Source organism: Streptomyces sp. CG 926 (assembly GCF_003148825.1).
Taxonomy (GTDB): Bacteria; Actinomycetota; Actinomycetes; order Streptomycetales; family Streptomycetaceae; genus Streptomyces.
Window position 1 is genome coordinate 154,930 of sequence record NZ_QGGZ01000012.1, and the last position, 15,545, is coordinate 170,474.

The following is a 15,545-nucleotide window of genomic DNA, read 5'->3' on the forward strand; positions in this document are numbered from 1 at the left end:
GGTCGGTGCGGCCTGCGACCACCTAGCGGTCCGCCGCCGCGTAGGAGGCCGCCGCCACCGCGGCCGCCGCCGTGAAGACCGCCGGCCAGGCGCCGATCTTCTTCGCCAAGGGGTGCGATCCCGCGAACGCGGCCACGTAGCCCGCGCCCAGGAGGGCCGTGGTCGTCGGGCCCGTGCGACGGTGCCATTCGCGGGCCGCGACCGTACCGGCGGCCGCGAGGATCACGCCGCCGAGCGGGCGTACGCCGGTCCAGCGGGCCGTGGCGTAGCCGCCGACCAGGCCGGCCGCCGCTATCGCCGAGGTGGGAATCTGCGCCATGGTGGGGTCCTCCAGCCGTTCGAACGTCTCCGGACGAGGCTAACGCGCGCGCCGCGTGAAGCGGCGCGCGGTGCCCACACCCAGGACCACGACGGCTCCGCCGAGCACGCCGGGCGGGACCGTGTCCTGGACGGCGCGGGGCAGTACGGCGATGACGCCGAGGGTGATGAAGAACGCCACCGCGCACGCGGCGAGGCCGATCAGGGCTTTACGCAGGAGAGAGCTGGGCACAGCGGTTCAACGCCGGTCCGCGGGACGGCGATACGGGCGGGCCGGGCCGCGTACGGAAGTCGGATTTGTCGCACACCCTCCGGATCCGTGCAGGTGCCCTCCGTGGAACCTCCCCGGCGTAGATTCACTCTCCTACAGGGGCTATCCGACCGAAGCCACCCAAGCCGGCCCAAGGAGCTGCAAACGTGATCTGTTATGGACCGGCCGTGCTGGACCTTTCGGACGAACTGGCCGACACCTACAGCGAGGTGTTCTCCGCGCCACCGTGGAACGAGGATGAAGAAACCATTCGCCAATTCTCCGCCCGACTCCAGGCCGACAGCCGCCGCGCCGGCTTCCGCGCCGCCTTCGCACAATCACCCGCCGGCATCGACGGCTTCGCCACCGCCTGGATCACCCCCAAGGCCTTCCCCCGCGACCGCGGCTACGCACAGGTCTCCGCACAGCTCGGCCGACAGCGCGTCCGGGAACTCCTCATCGGCGCCCTCGAAATCGACGAACTCGCCGTACGCCCGCACGCGCGCGGCAACGGCACCGGCCGCACCCTGCTCGCCGAGATCACCGCCGACGCCCCCGACGACCGCGCCTGGCTGCTGACCGCCCGGGTGGCCACCGACACCGTCGCCACCTACCGGCGCCTGGGCTGGCACGAGGTCACCCCGCTGCCCGGCACGCAGAACGGCGTCGTCGTCTTCCTCGCCCCGAACCACCCCTCGGCCTGAGCATCGCCCGCACCCCACCGGGCATACCCCGGGCATGATCACTCGTATCGCGCAACGGCAACAGAACCTGGCCACCTACCACCAGCTCAGGCAGGCCGGGATCCCCTCCGCCACCATCAGCGGCCGCAGCCGCCGCACCGGACCCTGGCAACGGCTCCTGCCACGGGTCTACCTCCTGCAGACCGGCCCGCCCGACACCCGACAGCGGGCACTGTCGGCCGTCCTGTACGCCGCCCACCCCGCGGCCGACCCGCTCTCCGGGTCCACGGCAGCACTCACCGGCGGCGCCGCGCTCGCCCTCCTCGGCATCCGCGACGCCCCGCCCGAACCCCTGGACGTCCTCGTCCGCGCCCCGCGCTCACCGGCCCCCGCAGGCCGGGTCCGCCCCTGCCCCACCACCCGCTGGCCCGCCACCATCCACATCTCCGGAGTCCCCAGCACCCGCCCGATCCGGGCCGCCGCCGACTTCGCGGCCCGCACGGACGATGCCGATCTGGTGCGCTCCGTACTGGCCAACGTCGTCCAGGGCGGCTGGTGCCACCCGCACGACCTGCACGCCGAACTGCGCGCGGGCCGCGTCCGCGGCCGCCCCGCCGTACGCGTCGCCGCCGCCGAACTGCTCGCCGGGGTCCGCTCCATCGCCGAGGGCCGCGCCCGCGACACCCTGGCCGCGACCGACCTCCCCACCCCGCTGTGGAACGCCCGCCTCCACGACCCCGACGGGGCCTTCCTGGCCAGCCCGGACGCGTACTGGCCCGACGAGGGCGTGGCCCTGGAGATCGACTCCGCCGAGTACCACTACACGCGCGACGCCTGGCAGGCCACCCTGCTCCGGCGGCTGCGCCTGGAGTCCCGGGGCGTCCTGGTGGCCAGTACGACGCCCGGCATCCTGCGCGAGCGACCGGCGGAGGTCGTCGCCGCCGTCCGCTCGCTCCTCCTCCTGGGCGCCGCCCGCCCCGCACCGCCGCGGGTCACCGCCCGCGGCCACGCCCAACTGGAGCTGCCGCTCGCGCCGTCCTACGCCCCGAAGGCACGGGAGACCGTATAGATCAGCAGGCCCGCCAGGGCGCCGACCACCGTGCCGTTGATACGGATGAACTGCAGGTCACGGCCGATGTGGGCCTCGATCTTGCGGGAGGTGTGCTCGGCGTCCCAGCCCGCCACCGTGTCCGTGATCAGCGAGGTGATCTCGGTCCGGTAGGTGGTGACGACATAGACGACCGCGCCCTCGATCCACCCCTCCACCTTCGCCTGCAGCCGGCCGTCGGCGGCCAGCCGCGCCCCCAGGGAGATCAGCGAGGCCCGGACCCGCAGGCGCAGCTCGCTCTGCTCGTCCTCCGCCGCCGAGATGATCATCGACCGGATCGCCGACCACGCGGAGGCGATGACGTCCTGGACCTCGTCACGCGCCAGGATCTCGGACTTGAGCCGCTCCACCTTCGCCCGGGTCTCGGGGTCCGACTGGAGGTCGGCGGCGAAGTCCGCCAGGAACCGGTCCACCGCCGCACGCGCCGGATGCTCGGGCATGTCCCGCATCTCCGTGACGAAGCGCAGCAGTTCCTTGTAGACGCGCTCGCCCACCTTGCGGTCCACGAACCGTGGGGTCCAGCCCGGGGCGCCGCCCTGGACCGCGTCCGTGATCGAGGCCCCGTGGGTGACGAGCCAGTCGTGGGCCTTGGCACAGATGAGGTCGACGGCACGGCGGTGGCCGCCGTCCTCGACGACCCGCTCCAGGGTCTTGCCGATGCCCGGCGCGATCTCGGCCGTCTCGGCGCGCCGGGTGATGGCCTCGCCGACCACGGCCTGCACGTCGGAGTCGCGCAGCACGGTGAGCGCACCGCGCAGGGCGGCGGCCAGCTCGGCCGTGACCCGGTCGGCGTGCTCGGGCTCGGCGAGCCAGGAGCCGAGGCGGCCGCCGATGCCGAGGGCGTGCAGCCGGGCCCGCACCACGTCGGCGGAGAGGAAGTTCTCCCCCACGAACTCGCCGAGGGTGACACCGAGCTGGTCCTTCTTGGTCGGGATGATCGCCGTGTGCGGGATGGGCAGGCCCAGCGGGTGCCGGAAGAGCGCGGTCACGGCGAACCAGTCCGCGAGCGCGCCGACCATGCCGGCCTCGGCCGCGGCGGCGACGTACGCGGCCCAGCCACCGGCGCCCCAGGCGTGCTGGGCGTACTTGGCCAGTACGTAGACCACCGCGACCAGCAGCAACAGCCCGGTCGCGATGGCCTTCATCCGACGCACCCCTTGGCGGCGCTCCTCGTCGGCGGCGCTGAACACGAACCCGCCGCGGGTACCTCCGGTGGTGTTGCGGTTCTCCACGTGCTCCTGCCTTCCCCCGGTGGCGCCGGTTTTGTCTGCATAGCATCCGACTCCTGGGAGGCCGGAGGAGTTCCCGCCACGCCAGTCCGCTCCCGCGGCGGGCAGCAGTCCGGGCCCGCCCGACGCGAGCGGTCCCCCGGGCGGGCCCCGCCCCCAACGCGGACCGCTCCCTCAGGCGGAGCGGCACCCGACCCCGGCGCGGGCCGCTCCGCGGGTCCGGGCAGAGGCGTCCCTTCGGCTCGGGCCGTTCCCTCAGGGCGGGGCGGGACCCGCCCCCCCGGCGCGAGCCGCTCCCTCAGGGCGGGGCGGGAACTCGACCACGGTGCGGGCGGGTCCGCGGGGCCGGGCAGGGGTGTCTCCTCGGCTCGCGCGATGCGGGCATGTCTCGGTTGTGGGTCGGTGGTTGCGCGCTCGTCCTGCGGGGACACCCCTGCCCGTCCCCGCTCCCCATGCGTCGGGGCGGCTTCGGGGCACTGTCGAACGCATCGCCGTGGGGCGGGGACACGGGGGAGTGTCCCCGCAGGACGAGCGCGCACCACCGGGTACAGCCGAGACATGCCGTACCGCGCGAGCCGAGGAGACACTCCGCCGGGGCACCGACCCACACCACCCAGCCCCGCCGGCGATTGAGGCGCGGGGCCCGGGGCAGCACCCCGCCACCACCGCCCCGGCGGAGCCGCACCGCAGCACCCCGCCACCACCGCCCCGGCGGAGCCGAACCGCAGCACCCCGCCACCACCGCCCCGGCGGAGCCGAACCGCAGCGCCCCGGCAGTGGCTACGGCCCGGCTACAGCTCTTTGCGGAGCGACTTGCGTCGTTTGACCTTGACCTCCACGCCACCCCAGAACGCGAAGCCCGTCACCACCACCCGCGGAGCGCCCCGCTCGGCCGGGCCCGGGTTGTCGCGCTGGTCGAACGCCCCCATGAAGCCGAAGCCACGGACGTCCACCTCCACCCCCGGCGGCACCGTGATCTCGATGCCGCCCATGACCGCGACGCAGTTGATCACCACCTCGCGCTGCGCGAACTCCGCCTCGCGCAGGTCCAGCTCCCCGCCGCCCCAGAACGCCACGGCGTCGAACCGTGCCGGCACCGTCCACCGTCCCTTGCGCTGGAAGCCCGACATGACCGCCACGGCCGTCGCGGAGCCACCGCCCGCCCCGCCGATCCGGCCCGCCCAGGGCTCGACGGCCGCCGTCGGCCCGGCCACCGGCCCGCCCTCCGGGACCGGCAGGTCCCGCGTCAGCGGTTCCAGTTCCGCGTACGTCCGCGACGTGTACGCCGCTTCCAGCCGCTCCTCGAATTCCTCCATGTCGAGCCGGCCCTCGGCGACGGCGTCCCTCAGACGCTCCACCACCCGGTCCCGGTCGGCGTCCGACGCCCTCAGCTCCGGCAACGGCTTCTGCGGCCGCTCGTCACTCATGCCGACCAGACTAGGCAGGGTTTCCGGGGAGTTGTATGGCTCGACCCCTGAGATCGTCCCCGGATCGTCCCGGGCTTTCCCCTGACCTTCCCCCCGGATCGGTCGGACCTCAGCCCCGACCCGCGTACATCCGCGCGATCACGTCCTCGATGTCCGGCTCCCGCACCGACAGGTCCACCAGCGGATAGTCCGCCGCCACCGCCGCCACCAGCGGCGCAGCCGACGCCCCCGCCGGGAACGCCAGCCACTGCCGCGGCCCCTCCACCTTCACCACCCGCGCCCCCACCACACTGATCGGCGCGAGCTCCCGTTCCAGGTCCACCACCAACGTGCGCTCGCTCTCCCCCACCGCCCCCGCCGCGTGCAGCCCACCCAACGGCCCGTCGAACATCAACCGCCCGTGGTCGATCACCATCACCCGCTCGCACAGCTGCTCGATGTCCTGGAGGTCGTGCGTCGTGAGCAGCACCGTCGTGCCGAGTTCCTCGTTCAGCTGCCGCAGGAAGCCCCGTACCTTCGCCTTGCTCACCACGTCGAGCCCGATCGTCGGCTCGTCCAGGTACAGCACCTCGGGATCGTGCAGCAGCGCCGCCGCGATGTCCCCGCGCATCCGCTGCCCGAGCGACAGCTGCCGTACCGGTACGTCCAGCAGCTCCGCCAGGTCGAGCCGCTCCACGCAGCGCTCCAGGTTCTCCTCGAACCGCGCCCGCGGCACCCGGTACAGCCGCCGCATCAGCCCGTACGAGTCCTTCAGCGGCAGGTCCCACCACAGCGTGGTGCGCTGCCCGAACACCACCCCGATCCGGTGCGCGAGCCGCATCCGCTCCCGCGCCGGATCGATGCCCGCGACCCGCAGCCGGCCCCCGCTCGGGGTCAGGATGCCGGTCAGCATCTTGATCGTGGTGGACTTCCCGGCGCCGTTGGGCCCGATGTAGCCGACCATCTCCCCCCGAGCGACCTCGAAACTGATCCCATCCACCGCCCTGACCTGGCGTTCCTCCCGGCGCATCAGGCTCACCCGACGCCGTACGTCAAAGACCTTCTCGACCCCGTCCAACGAGATCAGCGCATCCGCCACAGCTCTAGCTCCCCGTGCTTCGGTACGAACGGACTCCCGCGCGCCACGCCAGCGACGCGGGCAGGAACACCACGAAGGCCACCAGCGGGCTCAGGTACGCGACCCACCCGGGCAGTCCCAGCGGATCGGGCCGCCCCAACACGTGCAGCGCGGGCAGCCAGTTGACGAAGGCCAGCGGAGCGATGAAGGTCACCCCGCGCAGCAGGTCCTTCGCGAAAACCGTCGGCGGGTACTGCAGCATCGTGCAGCCGCCGTAGGTGAAGGAGTTCTGCACCTCCGCCGCGTCCCCCGTCACGAACTGGAAGGCCGCCCCGGTCACCATCACCGCCGCGAAGATGGCCGCGCCGGCGATCACCATCACGGGCACCAGCAACAGCTTCCCGGCCGTCCAATCCACGTCCAGGGTCCACAGCGCCCAGCCCATCACCCCGAGCCCCTGCCCGATCCGGCCCAGCCGGCGCAGCGCGAACCGGTCCGCCGCGACCTGCGCGAGCACCGGGACCGGCCGCACCAGCATCGTGTCCAGCGAGCCGTCGCGGATCCGGGCGCCGATCCGGTCGGTGTTCCCCAGCAACAGGTCCGCCAGGCCCAGGGAGGCCGAGCAGGACCCGTACAGCAGGGCGATCTCGGGCAGCGTGAAACCGCCGAGCGCGTCCACGTGGGAGAACATGATGTAGATCGCGACGAAGTCCAGGAGCGTGATCGCCGCGTGCCCGACGGTCGTCAGGACGAAGGACGTCCGGTACGTCATCGTGGAGCGGATCCACATCGCCACGATCAGCCGGTAGCCGCGCAGCCCCTCCCGGACCGGCGAGCCGCGCCGCGGCTCCCCGGCCACCGCGACCTCCCGGTCCCGTACGCGTACCGGTACCGCCGTCGCCTCCGCTTCCGCCTCAGCCACCCTGGACCACCACCTTCCGCGTCGCGGCCGACTGCAACAGCCGCCCCGTCCCCAGCAGTACGAGCGCCCACCCGGCCTGGAAGCCCAGCGCCTCGGCCGCGCCCCCGGCCCCGGCGTGCTTGCCCAGCAGGACGTCCATCGGCACCTGCAGCATCGCCGCCCACGGCAGGGCCCGGACGAACTCGCCGAAGCCTCCCGGGAAGACGGTCAGCGGCAGCAGCATCCCGGAGAAGAAGATCGAGGCGACCGTGGCCATGATGTTGATGCCGGCCCCGTCCATCAGCCAGAAGGCCACCAGCCCCACCATGTAGCGCAGCGCGAAACTGACCACCAGCGCCAGCAGGACGGACGCCAGGAACAGCAGCCAGCGCAGCGGGTCGACGGGCAGCGCCAGCGGGAACGCCAGCGCCCCCGCCACCAGCGGCACGACCCCGCGGCCCAGCAACTGGAAGCCCGCCCGCCCCAGATCGGCCGCCAGCCACCACAGCTGGAGGTCCGCGGGCCGGTAGAGGTCGACCGCGATGTCGCCGGTCCGGATCCGCTCCTGGAGTTCCTCCTGGAAGCCGCCGCCGATCAGGGCTGCGGCGGCCAGCAGCGCCTGGCTCATCCAGACGAAGGTCAGCGCCTGCGCCTGGTCGTAGCCGCCGAGTCCGGGCCGCTCGTCCCACAGCGCGATGTACGTGTACGCCACGATGAACCCGAACACGGTGTTGGTGAACACCCCGGCGGCCGTCGCCGTCCCGTAGGTGGCGTACCGCCTGAATCCGCCTGCCGCGACCGCCAGGTGGAGACGCACTCCGCGACGCACTCTTCGGCGCACCGTATCCCTCCGTTTCCCACGTCGTTCCTACGTCGGCCAAAGCGCGCGAGCTTAGTGCGGAGGGGCGAGCCACGCGACCGATTTATGCCCGTCCGGAGCGGAATCGGCGGCCATCGGGTAGACACCATGAGGTACAGAAGTGGATATTTTGAACGGCGTCGAGGAGTCTCGGAGATGAGCGACCAGTCACCACCCCCGGGCTGGGCCCCTCGCGACCCCGACACCCCGCCCGACGTACCGCAGCCGCGGACCGACCCGGCGGGGCCACAGCAGTCCCGGCAGGCCCGGCAGCAGGCGCCGCACCAGGGCCGCCCGGGGAAGAAGACCCGGCGCCGGAGAACCGGTTGGCGCCGCTTCCTGCCCACCTGGCGCATGGTCCTGGGCGGCATCCTGCTCATCGCCCTGCTGATCGGCGGCGCCCTCGTCGCCGGCTACCTGCTCGTCGACATCCCGCCGGCCAACGCCGGCGCCACCGCGCAGTCCAACGTCTACCTCTACTCCGACGGCTCCCAGATCGCCCGCGACGGCGAGGTCAACCGCGTCAACGTGCCGCTGTCGCAGATCCCCCGATCCGTGCAGGAGGCCGTACTGGCCGCCGAGGACCGGGACTTCTACTCCGAACGGGCGGTGGACCCCAAGGCGATGATCCGCGCCGCCTGGAACACCGCGACCGGCAAGGGCACCCAGTCCGGTTCGACCATCACCCAGCAGTACGTCAAGAACTACTACTTGGGCCAGGAACAGACGATCAAACGCAAGGCCAAGGAGTTCTTCATCGCGATCAAACTCGGTCGTGAAAAGTCGAAGAACTACATCCTTGAGGGCTATCTGAACACCAGCTACTTCGGCCGCAACGCCTACGGCATCCAGGCAGCCGCCCAGGCCTACTACGGCAAGGACGTCAACAAACTCACCACCGCCGAGGGCGCCTACCTCGCCACCCTCCTCAACTCCCCCAGCGCCTTCGACGTCGTCGCCCACCCCCAGAGCCGGCCCCGCGCCCTCGCCCGCTGGAACTACGTACTCGACGGCATGGTCAAGAAGCAATGGCTCACCGCCGCCGAACGCGCGACGACCCGGTTCCCCGAACCGGGCAAGGTCCGCGCCGCCGCCGGCCTGTCCGGCCAACGCGGCTACCTCGTCGAAGCGATCAAGGACTACATCGTCGACAACAAGATCCTCGACGACAAGACCCTCGCCGAAGGCGGCTACCGCATCACCACCACCATCGACAAGCGCCGCCAGACCGCCCTCGTCGACGCCGTCGACAGCCAGATGGTCAGCAAGCTCGAACCCGAGACCCGCAAGGCCGACCGGCTGGTCCGGGCCGGCGGGGTCTCCATCGACCCGGCCACCGGCAAGGTCCTCGCCATGTACGGCGGCATCGACTACACCAAGCAGTACGTGAACAACGCCACCCGCCACGACTACCAGGTCGCCTCCACCTTCAAGCCCTTCGTCTTCGCCGCCGCCGTCGAGAACGACTCCCGCACCCAGGACGGCCGCCGCATCACCCCCAACACGATCTACAACGGCGACAACAAACGCCCCGTCGTCGGCGGCCGCATCCGCTTCGCCCCCGAGAACGAGGGCCAGGTCTCCTACGGCAACATCACCGTCAACACCGCCACCGACCTCTCCGTCAACGCCGTCTACGCGCAGATGGCCGTCGACGTCGGCACCGGCAAGGTCAAGAAGACCGCCATCGACCTCGGCATCCCCGAGAACACCCCCAACTTCGTCCCCGGCCCGGCCATGGCCCTCGGCACCCTCCAAGCCAGTGTCCTCGACATGACCCAGGCCTACGCCACCCTCGCCGACCACGGCCGCCGCACCCCCTACACCTTCGTCGAGAAGATCACCAAGGGCGGCGACACCAGCCCCCTGCCCGAACGCACCCCCACCCAGGCCATCAGCCGCGAAGCCGCCGACACCACCACGTCCATGCTGGTCAGCGTCGTGGACAACGGCACCGGTACCGCCGCCCTCGCCGCCGGCCACCCGGCCGCGGGCAAGACCGGCACCGGCGAACTGGACCGCTCGGCCTGGTTCGCGGCCTACACCCCCGAGCTGGTCACCGTCATCTCGATGATGGGCCAGGACCCGGACACCGGAACCCTCGAATCCCTCTACGGCGCCCTCGGCGAGGCCCGCATCGGCGGCGGCGGCTACCCCGCCCGGATCTGGGCCGCGTACACCAAGACCGCCCTCGAAGGCACCGACCCCGTCGACTTCGACCTGGAACTCCAGCCCGGCGCCGCACCGCCCCCGCCGCCCAGCCCGGAATCCGAACCGCCGCAGGAGACCCCCGGCGAACCCTCGCCCAGCACCCCCGACCGCCCGACCCGACCCGCACCGTCCGACACGGGCGGACGCAACCAGGGCGGACAGAACAACGGCGGCCAGAACCAAGGCGGCCAGAACAACGGAGGCCAGGACAACGGCGGTCAGGACAACGGCGGCACCAGCCAAGGCGGCGACCAGGGCGGCACCACCCAGGGCACACAAGGCACCGCGCAAGGCGCCGCACAAGGCACCACCCAGGGCAGCGCACAAGGCAGCGACGGAGGCCCGGCCGAAGGCCTGCGACCACCGTCGGCGTTCCTCGAATAACCCGGTCAGTGACCGGAGGTCGCCTTCAGCCCCACCACGGCGACCAGCAGCAGACAGATGAAGAAGATCCGGGCGGCGGTGACGGGCTCACCCAACACCGCCATACCGAGCACGGCCGCACCGGCGGCACCGATGCCCACCCACACCCCGTACGCCGTACCGATGGGCAGCGTCTTCGCGGCATAGGACAGCAACACCATGCTCGCGACGATCCCGGCACCCGTGAACACACTGGGCCACAGCCGGGTGAAACCGTCCGTGAACTTCATGCCGATCGACCAACCGACCTCGAGCAGACCGGCGACGAGAAGAAGAACCCATGCCATGACGGCACCTCCGAGACAACGAGCGATACGGGGTGCGTCGTCTTGTCGTACCCGGTACGGCGCGTCTCGTCGGGGTTCCCCTCCACCGTAGCAAAAGGCATGGAAAAGGGCCGGTGACCTGCGCCACCAGCCCTTTCCCACCAGCTCGACTCAGAGATACAGCCCGGTGGAGTCCTCCGACCCCTCCAGCCGCTCCGCGGCCACGGCGTGCAGATCCCGCTCGCGCATCAGCACGTACGTCGCACCCCGCACCTCGACCTCGGCCCGGTCCTCGGGGTCGTACAGCACCCGGTCACCCGGCTCGACCGTCCGGACGTTCTGCCCGACCGCGACCACCTCCGCCCAGGCCAGCCGCTTGCCCACCGCGGCCGTCGCGGGAATCAGGATGCCGCCGCCCGAGCGCCGCTCGCCCTCCGGCAGATCGGACTTCACGAGCACGCGGTCGTGCAGCATGCGGATGGGCAGCTTGTCGTGGGTGGTGTTCTCGCTCACGCCACGAACCTACCTGCCCGCGCCCGCCCCGTGCCCCTCAGGGTCATCCGCGCTTGCGGCGCGCCGACACCACGAGCAGCCCGACCAGACCCACCGCGACCAGCGCGACGGGCACGATCCGCTCGATCCGCGGAGTCCCGTCGTCGTGCCGCAGACCGTCCCTCAGGTCCGTCACGATCCCGTTCACCTTGGCGAAGGCCCGCCCGGCGGTCTGGTCGACGGTCGAGGCGACCCGTGCCTTCGCGTCCCCCATGATCGTCTTCGGGTGCATGCGCACACCGATCTCGTCGAGCGTCTCGGCGAGCTGCTCACGGCGGCGGACGATGTCCGCCTCGATCTGTGCGGGGGTCCTGGCTTCCGGCACCGCGCTGCCTCCGTCGTCGTGGTCGTGTGGGGCGTAGTCCGCCATGAACAGTCTGTCAGCTTAGTCTCATGGCATACCGATCCCCTCCCGAGGAGAGTGTCACGATGAGCGAGCGACTCCAGCCGGGCGACACCGCCCCCGCCTTCACCCTGCCCGATGCGGACGGCAACGAGGTCTCGCTCGCCGACCACAAGGGCCGCAAGGTGATCGTCTACTTCTACCCGTCCGCGCTGACCCCGGGCTGCACGAAGCAGGCCTGCGACTTCACGGACAACCTGTCCTTCCTGACGGGACACGGCTACGACGTCATCGGCGTGTCCCCGGACAAGCCGGAGAAGCTGGCGAAGTTCCGCGAGAAGGAGGACCTGAAGGTCACCCTGGTCAGCGACCCGGAGAAGGAGACGCTGACGGCGTACGGCGCGTACGGCGAGAAGAAGCTGTACGGCAAGACGGTCACCGGGGTCATCCGCTCCACGGTGGTCGTCGACGAGGAGGGCAAGGTCGAGCACGCCTTCTACAACGTCAAGGCCACGGGCCACGTAGCGAAGATCATCAAGGACCTGGGCCTCTGACCCCCGGCCCACACCCCACGGAGCGGCCCGCACCCCACCCGGTGCGGGCCGCTCCGTTTATCGGACGAAACCCCCCGTGACCGTCCGCCTCCCGGACCCGTTACTCCGTACGAGAGCCGCACACGTGGCCGGATCGAGCACGGAGGGGAGCGGGCATGCCGATCAGCCCGTACACGAAGGAACGCCTGGCGGAAGCCGCCGAAGGGGCGCGGACCCTGTCGGAGGCCCTGGAGAAGCTGGGGGTCGACCCGAAGGGCGGCTCGCGCGACTACATACGCCGGCGGATGAACCAGCTCGGGGTGGACGTCTCGCACTTCGAGCGCGAAGGGAACCGCTGGACCCGCGCAATCCTGGAGGAGGCCGTGGCGTCCTCCCACAACATGTGCGAGGTATTGCGGCGCCTAGGACTCGAAGCCGTGGGCGGACATCACACACACATCAGCCGCCGAGTCCGCTCGATGGGCATCGACACCTCACATTTCACCGGCGCGCCCCGAACGGACAGGATGCGACACAACAGCCGGAGGCGGACTGCGGACGAGATCCTCCGCGAGAACGACTCCCCTCACCCCACGCGCACCCCCGGCAAGTTGCTCCGACGTGCACTGCTCGAGTACGGCGTCGAGGAGCGCTGTGCCGATTGCGGCATCGAAGGCACCTGGATGGGAGAACCACTCCCTCTGGAGGTCGATCACATCAACGGTGATTGGCGCGACAACCGTGCGGAGAACCTTCAGCTGCTGTGCCCCAACTGCCACTCCACGACGGACTCGTACCGAGGCCGGGGCAAGAGGCGCCGATGAACGTCCGGCGCCATGACCGCCCGTCGCGAGAAGAGCTGACGCAGGCGATCGCCGACTCGGTCAGTTTCGCTGGAACGCTACGACTCCTCGGATTCCCTGACCACGGCGGGCAACGCGGGCACCTGCGCTCATGGATCGCCGAGGAGGGGCACGACACCTCGCACTTCGTCGGGCAAGGGCACCAGCGCGGCACCACCCGCCCGACACCGCCCAGGGCCCCGGAAGACATCCTCATCAAGCGGACGGTAGGGCAGCAGCGGGTGCGCACCCCGCTCCTCCGCCAGGCCCTTCAGGACATCGGGATTCCCGAGCAATGCGACCACTGCGGAAGCCCACCACAGTGGCGCGGGCGGCCCATGACCCTGGAGATCGACCACATCAACGGCGATCGGAACGACGACCGCCCCGGTAACTTGCGACTGCTGTGCCCCAACTGCCATGCAACTACAAGCACCTGGTGCCGTGGAGGGCTCCGGACCACCACTCGTTGATCTTGCCCGAACAGCCACAGCCGCCTGCCGCTATCATGGCAAGCGGCTAGCGGCGGTGGCGCAACGGCGACGCAGCAGACTTAGGATCTGTGGCCCGTGAAACGGCTTGAGGGTTCGAATCCCTTCCGCCGCACCAAAAATACCTGCGAATCGAAACTTCGATTCGCAGGTATTTTTTCGCCCGGCGTCAGCCCAGGAGGGCTCGGACGAAGGGGACCAGGGCTCGGAAGGCCTGGCCTCGGTGGGAGATGGCGTTCTTCTCCGCCGCCGTCAGTTCCGCGCACGTGCGGGTCTCGCCCTGCGGCTGGAGGATCGGGTCGTAGCCGAAGCCGCCCGTGCCGGACGGGGTGTGGCGCAGGGTGCCCAGGAGGCGGCCCTCCACGACGCGTTCGGTGCCGTCCGGCAGGGCCAGGGCCGCCGCGCACGCGAAGTGGGCCCCGCGGTTCTCGTCGGCGATGTCGCCGAGCTGGGCCAGCAGCAGGTCCAGGTTGGCCTTGTCGTCGCCGTGCGCACCGGCCCAGCGGGCCGAGAAGATGCCGGGGGCGCCGTGCAGGACGTCCACGCAGAGGCCGGAGTCGTCGGCGACGGCCGGCAGGCCGGTGGCGCGGGCCAGGGCGTGGGCCTTGAGGAGGGCGTTCTCGGCGAAGGTGACGCCGGTCTCCTTGACGTCCGGGATCTCGGGGTACGCGTCCGCGCCGACCAGCTCGTGCGGCAGGCCGGCGTCGGACAGGATCGCGCGGAGTTCGGTGACTTTGCCCGCGTTGCGGGTGGCCAGGATGAGGCGGCTGGGCGTCGAGGTCATGCCCCCATTATCCCGGGGGGCGGATCAGGGCGGATCAGCCCGGGGTGCAGACCTTGGACAGCTCGCTCGCCGCGTCCGCGACCGGCTGGATGTCCGGGGCGTTGTTGCCGCTCTCGATGGAGGCGCGGACGTTCTTGACGGCCGTGTTCATCGAGTCGATGGCCTTGCTCAGGTCGGCGTTGTCGGTCTGGTCGCCGACCTTCTTCAGGTTCGTCTCGATCTGGTTGAGCGCGTTCTGGGCGTCCTGGGGGCTGTTGCCCGCTTGGGAGACGGCCTGCTGGAGGTCGTTGGCGCCGTCCGTGATGGCCACGGCGGTGTTCGCGCAGTCCATGGCCGTGGAGATCGCGTCGCAGGCGGACAGGGCCGGGACGGTGAGTACGGCGGCCACGGCTACGGCCGCTATGCGGAGCTTCATGCGGTTCTCCCCCTGAGGGCTTGGACGCTACGAGGACGGGCGCACGGTGGCGAAACCGTGCGCCCGTATCTTCCTGGACGCCGGGTCGGGCCCGGCGGTTGCCGGCTAGAGTTCGAGCGCGCCGAGCTGGATGGCTTCGAGGTCCGCGCAGCCGCCGGCCGCGAGGTCGAGGAGGGCGTTCAGTTCCTTGCGGTCGAAGGGCTCGCCCTCGGCGGTGCCCTGGACCTCGACGAAGCGGCCGTCGCCGGTGCAGACGACGTTCATGTCGGTCTCGGCGCGGACGTCCTCCTCGTAGCAGAGGTCGAGGAGCGGGACGCCGTCGACGATGCCGACGCTGACGGCGGCGACGGTGCCGGTGAGGGGCTTGCGGCCGGCCTTGACGAACTTCTTCTTCTGGCCCCAGGCGACGGCGTCGGCGAGGGCGACGTAGGCGCCGGTGATGGCGGCGGTGCGGGTGCCGCCGTCGGCCTGGAGGACGTCGCAGTCCAGGACGATGGTGTTCTCGCCGAGGGCCTTGTAGTCGATGACGGCGCGCAGCGAGCGGCCGATCAGGCGGGAGATCTCGTGGGTGCGGCCGCCGATCTTGCCGCGGACGGATTCGCGGTCGCCGCGGGTGTTGGTGGAGCGGGGCAGCATCGAGTATTCGGAGGTGACCCAGCCTTCGCCGCTGCCCTTGCGCCAGCGCGGGACGCCTTCGGTGAAGGAGGCGGTGCAGAAGACCTTGGTGTCTCCGAAGGAGACGAGGACGGAGCCCTCGGCGTGCTTGCTCCATCCGCGTTCGATGGTGACCGGGCGGAGCTGTTCGGGCGTACGGCCGTCGATGCGAGACATGGTGGCGAGCCTAGTCGGTACG

General features: G+C 71.1%; 19 protein-coding genes, 1 tRNA gene and 1 riboswitch. Of the genes, 7 read left to right on the forward strand and 13 right to left on the reverse strand.

Going from position 1 to position 15,545, the window contains the following annotated elements:
• Positions 1-22: 22 nt before the first annotated feature.
• Both BCL76_RS29625 and BCL76_RS29630 read right to left on the reverse strand, forming a co-directional pair.
• Positions 23-319: a hypothetical protein gene (locus tag BCL76_RS29625; protein ID WP_109782434.1), complete on the reverse strand. Its 297-nt coding sequence runs from the start codon at positions 317-319 to the stop codon at positions 23-25.
• A gap of 39 nt (positions 320-358) precedes the next feature.
• The gene (locus BCL76_RS29630; RefSeq protein WP_030728593.1) at positions 359-550 is read right to left on the reverse strand and encodes a hypothetical protein; all 192 of its coding nucleotides are present in this window, start codon (positions 548-550) and stop codon (positions 359-361) included.
• Between the two features lie 185 nt (positions 551-735).
• Between BCL76_RS29630 and BCL76_RS29635 the strand changes: the two genes are divergently transcribed.
• Together BCL76_RS29635 and BCL76_RS29640 are read left to right on the forward strand one after the other, a co-directional pair.
• On the forward strand, positions 736-1,272 hold the full coding sequence (locus tag BCL76_RS29635) for a GNAT family N-acetyltransferase (RefSeq protein ID WP_219933989.1): 537 nt from the start codon (positions 736-738) through the stop codon (positions 1,270-1,272).
• A 34-nt stretch (positions 1,273-1,306) separates the two neighbouring features.
• Positions 1,307-2,320: a hypothetical protein gene (locus tag BCL76_RS29640; protein WP_109782435.1), complete on the forward strand. Its 1,014-nt coding sequence runs from the start codon at positions 1,307-1,309 to the stop codon at positions 2,318-2,320.
• On the opposite strand, the gene BCL76_RS29645 is transcribed toward BCL76_RS29640, so the two are convergent.
• The 5 genes from BCL76_RS29645 to BCL76_RS29665 form a co-directional block, all read right to left on the reverse strand.
• Positions 2,290-3,504, reverse strand: a complete 1,215-nt coding sequence (locus tag BCL76_RS29645; protein ID WP_109782528.1) for a DUF445 domain-containing protein — start codon at positions 3,502-3,504, stop codon at positions 2,290-2,292. The genes BCL76_RS29640 and BCL76_RS29645 overlap by 31 nt on opposite strands.
• An 875-nt stretch (positions 3,505-4,379) precedes the next feature.
• Positions 4,380-5,015 (reverse strand): DUF1707 SHOCT-like domain-containing protein, encoded by a 636-nt coding sequence (locus BCL76_RS29650; RefSeq protein WP_109782436.1) that lies wholly within the window; start codon positions 5,013-5,015, stop codon positions 4,380-4,382.
• A gap of 109 nt (positions 5,016-5,124) precedes the next feature.
• Positions 5,125-6,093, reverse strand: a complete 969-nt coding sequence (locus BCL76_RS29655) for an ABC transporter ATP-binding protein (RefSeq protein ID WP_109782437.1) — start codon at positions 6,091-6,093, stop codon at positions 5,125-5,127.
• Between the two features lie 4 nt (positions 6,094-6,097).
• Positions 6,098-6,994 (reverse strand): ABC transporter permease, encoded by an 897-nt coding sequence (locus tag BCL76_RS29660; RefSeq protein WP_375137979.1) that lies wholly within the window; start codon positions 6,992-6,994, stop codon positions 6,098-6,100.
• Complete coding sequence (locus BCL76_RS29665; RefSeq protein WP_181382785.1) at positions 6,987-7,790, reverse strand: ABC transporter permease; 804 nt, start codon at positions 7,788-7,790, stop codon at positions 6,987-6,989. The genes BCL76_RS29660 and BCL76_RS29665 overlap by 8 nt, the downstream gene beginning before the upstream one ends.
• A gap of 198 nt (positions 7,791-7,988) precedes the next feature.
• On the opposite strand from BCL76_RS29665, the gene BCL76_RS29670 reads away from it, so the two are divergent.
• Positions 7,989-10,427, forward strand: coding sequence for a transglycosylase domain-containing protein (locus BCL76_RS29670; protein ID WP_109782439.1), 2,439 nt, complete (start codon positions 7,989-7,991; stop codon positions 10,425-10,427).
• A gap of 5 nt (positions 10,428-10,432) precedes the next feature.
• Here the strand turns inward: BCL76_RS29670 and BCL76_RS29675 are convergent, their stop codons facing one another.
• The 3 genes from BCL76_RS29675 to BCL76_RS29685 form a co-directional block, all read right to left on the reverse strand.
• Positions 10,433-10,753: a DMT family transporter gene (locus BCL76_RS29675; RefSeq protein WP_030009036.1), complete on the reverse strand. Its 321-nt coding sequence runs from the start codon at positions 10,751-10,753 to the stop codon at positions 10,433-10,435.
• 31 nt (positions 10,754-10,784) lie between these two features.
• Positions 10,785-10,856: riboswitch (guanidine-III (ykkC-III) riboswitch) on the reverse strand.
• Between the two features lie 47 nt (positions 10,857-10,903).
• Positions 10,904-11,245: a GroES family chaperonin gene (locus BCL76_RS29680; RefSeq protein WP_030009035.1), complete on the reverse strand. Its 342-nt coding sequence runs from the start codon at positions 11,243-11,245 to the stop codon at positions 10,904-10,906.
• 43 nt (positions 11,246-11,288) lie between these two features.
• The gene (locus tag BCL76_RS29685; protein WP_181382791.1) at positions 11,289-11,609 is read right to left on the reverse strand and encodes a DUF3618 domain-containing protein; all 321 of its coding nucleotides are present in this window, start codon (positions 11,607-11,609) and stop codon (positions 11,289-11,291) included.
• A gap of 104 nt (positions 11,610-11,713) precedes the next feature.
• Between BCL76_RS29685 and bcp the strand changes: the two genes are divergently transcribed.
• The 4 genes from bcp (at position 11,714) to BCL76_RS29705 (ending at position 13,611) form a co-directional block, all read left to right on the forward strand.
• Positions 11,714-12,181: a thioredoxin-dependent thiol peroxidase gene (bcp, locus tag BCL76_RS29690; RefSeq protein ID WP_030009033.1), complete on the forward strand. Its 468-nt coding sequence runs from the start codon at positions 11,714-11,716 to the stop codon at positions 12,179-12,181.
• Between the two features lie 155 nt (positions 12,182-12,336).
• The gene (locus tag BCL76_RS29695; protein ID WP_109782441.1) at positions 12,337-12,984 is read left to right on the forward strand and encodes an HNH endonuclease signature motif containing protein; all 648 of its coding nucleotides are present in this window, start codon (positions 12,337-12,339) and stop codon (positions 12,982-12,984) included.
• Positions 12,981-13,475 carry an HNH endonuclease signature motif containing protein gene (locus BCL76_RS29700; protein ID WP_109782442.1) on the forward strand — a complete coding sequence of 165 codons (495 nt, stop codon included), beginning with the start codon at positions 12,981-12,983 and terminating at the stop codon, positions 13,473-13,475. The genes BCL76_RS29695 and BCL76_RS29700 overlap by 4 nt, the downstream gene beginning before the upstream one ends.
• Before the next feature lie 49 nt (positions 13,476-13,524).
• Positions 13,525-13,611 (forward strand) — tRNA-Leu (locus tag BCL76_RS29705).
• 51 nt (positions 13,612-13,662) lie between these two features.
• Here the strand turns inward: BCL76_RS29705 and rdgB are convergent.
• The 3 genes from rdgB to rph form a co-directional block, all read right to left on the reverse strand.
• The gene (gene rdgB, locus BCL76_RS29710; RefSeq protein ID WP_030769575.1) at positions 13,663-14,277 is read right to left on the reverse strand and encodes an RdgB/HAM1 family non-canonical purine NTP pyrophosphatase; all 615 of its coding nucleotides are present in this window, start codon (positions 14,275-14,277) and stop codon (positions 13,663-13,665) included.
• A gap of 34 nt (positions 14,278-14,311) precedes the next feature.
• Positions 14,312-14,692 carry a hypothetical protein gene (locus BCL76_RS29715; RefSeq protein ID WP_030769578.1) on the reverse strand — a complete coding sequence of 127 codons (381 nt, stop codon included), beginning with the start codon at positions 14,690-14,692 and terminating at the stop codon, positions 14,312-14,314.
• Between the two features lie 105 nt (positions 14,693-14,797).
• Entirely contained in the window at positions 14,798-15,523 is a 726-nt protein-coding gene (rph, locus tag BCL76_RS29720; protein ID WP_109782443.1) for a ribonuclease PH, read from the reverse strand.
• Between the last annotated feature and the right edge of the window lie 22 nt (positions 15,524-15,545).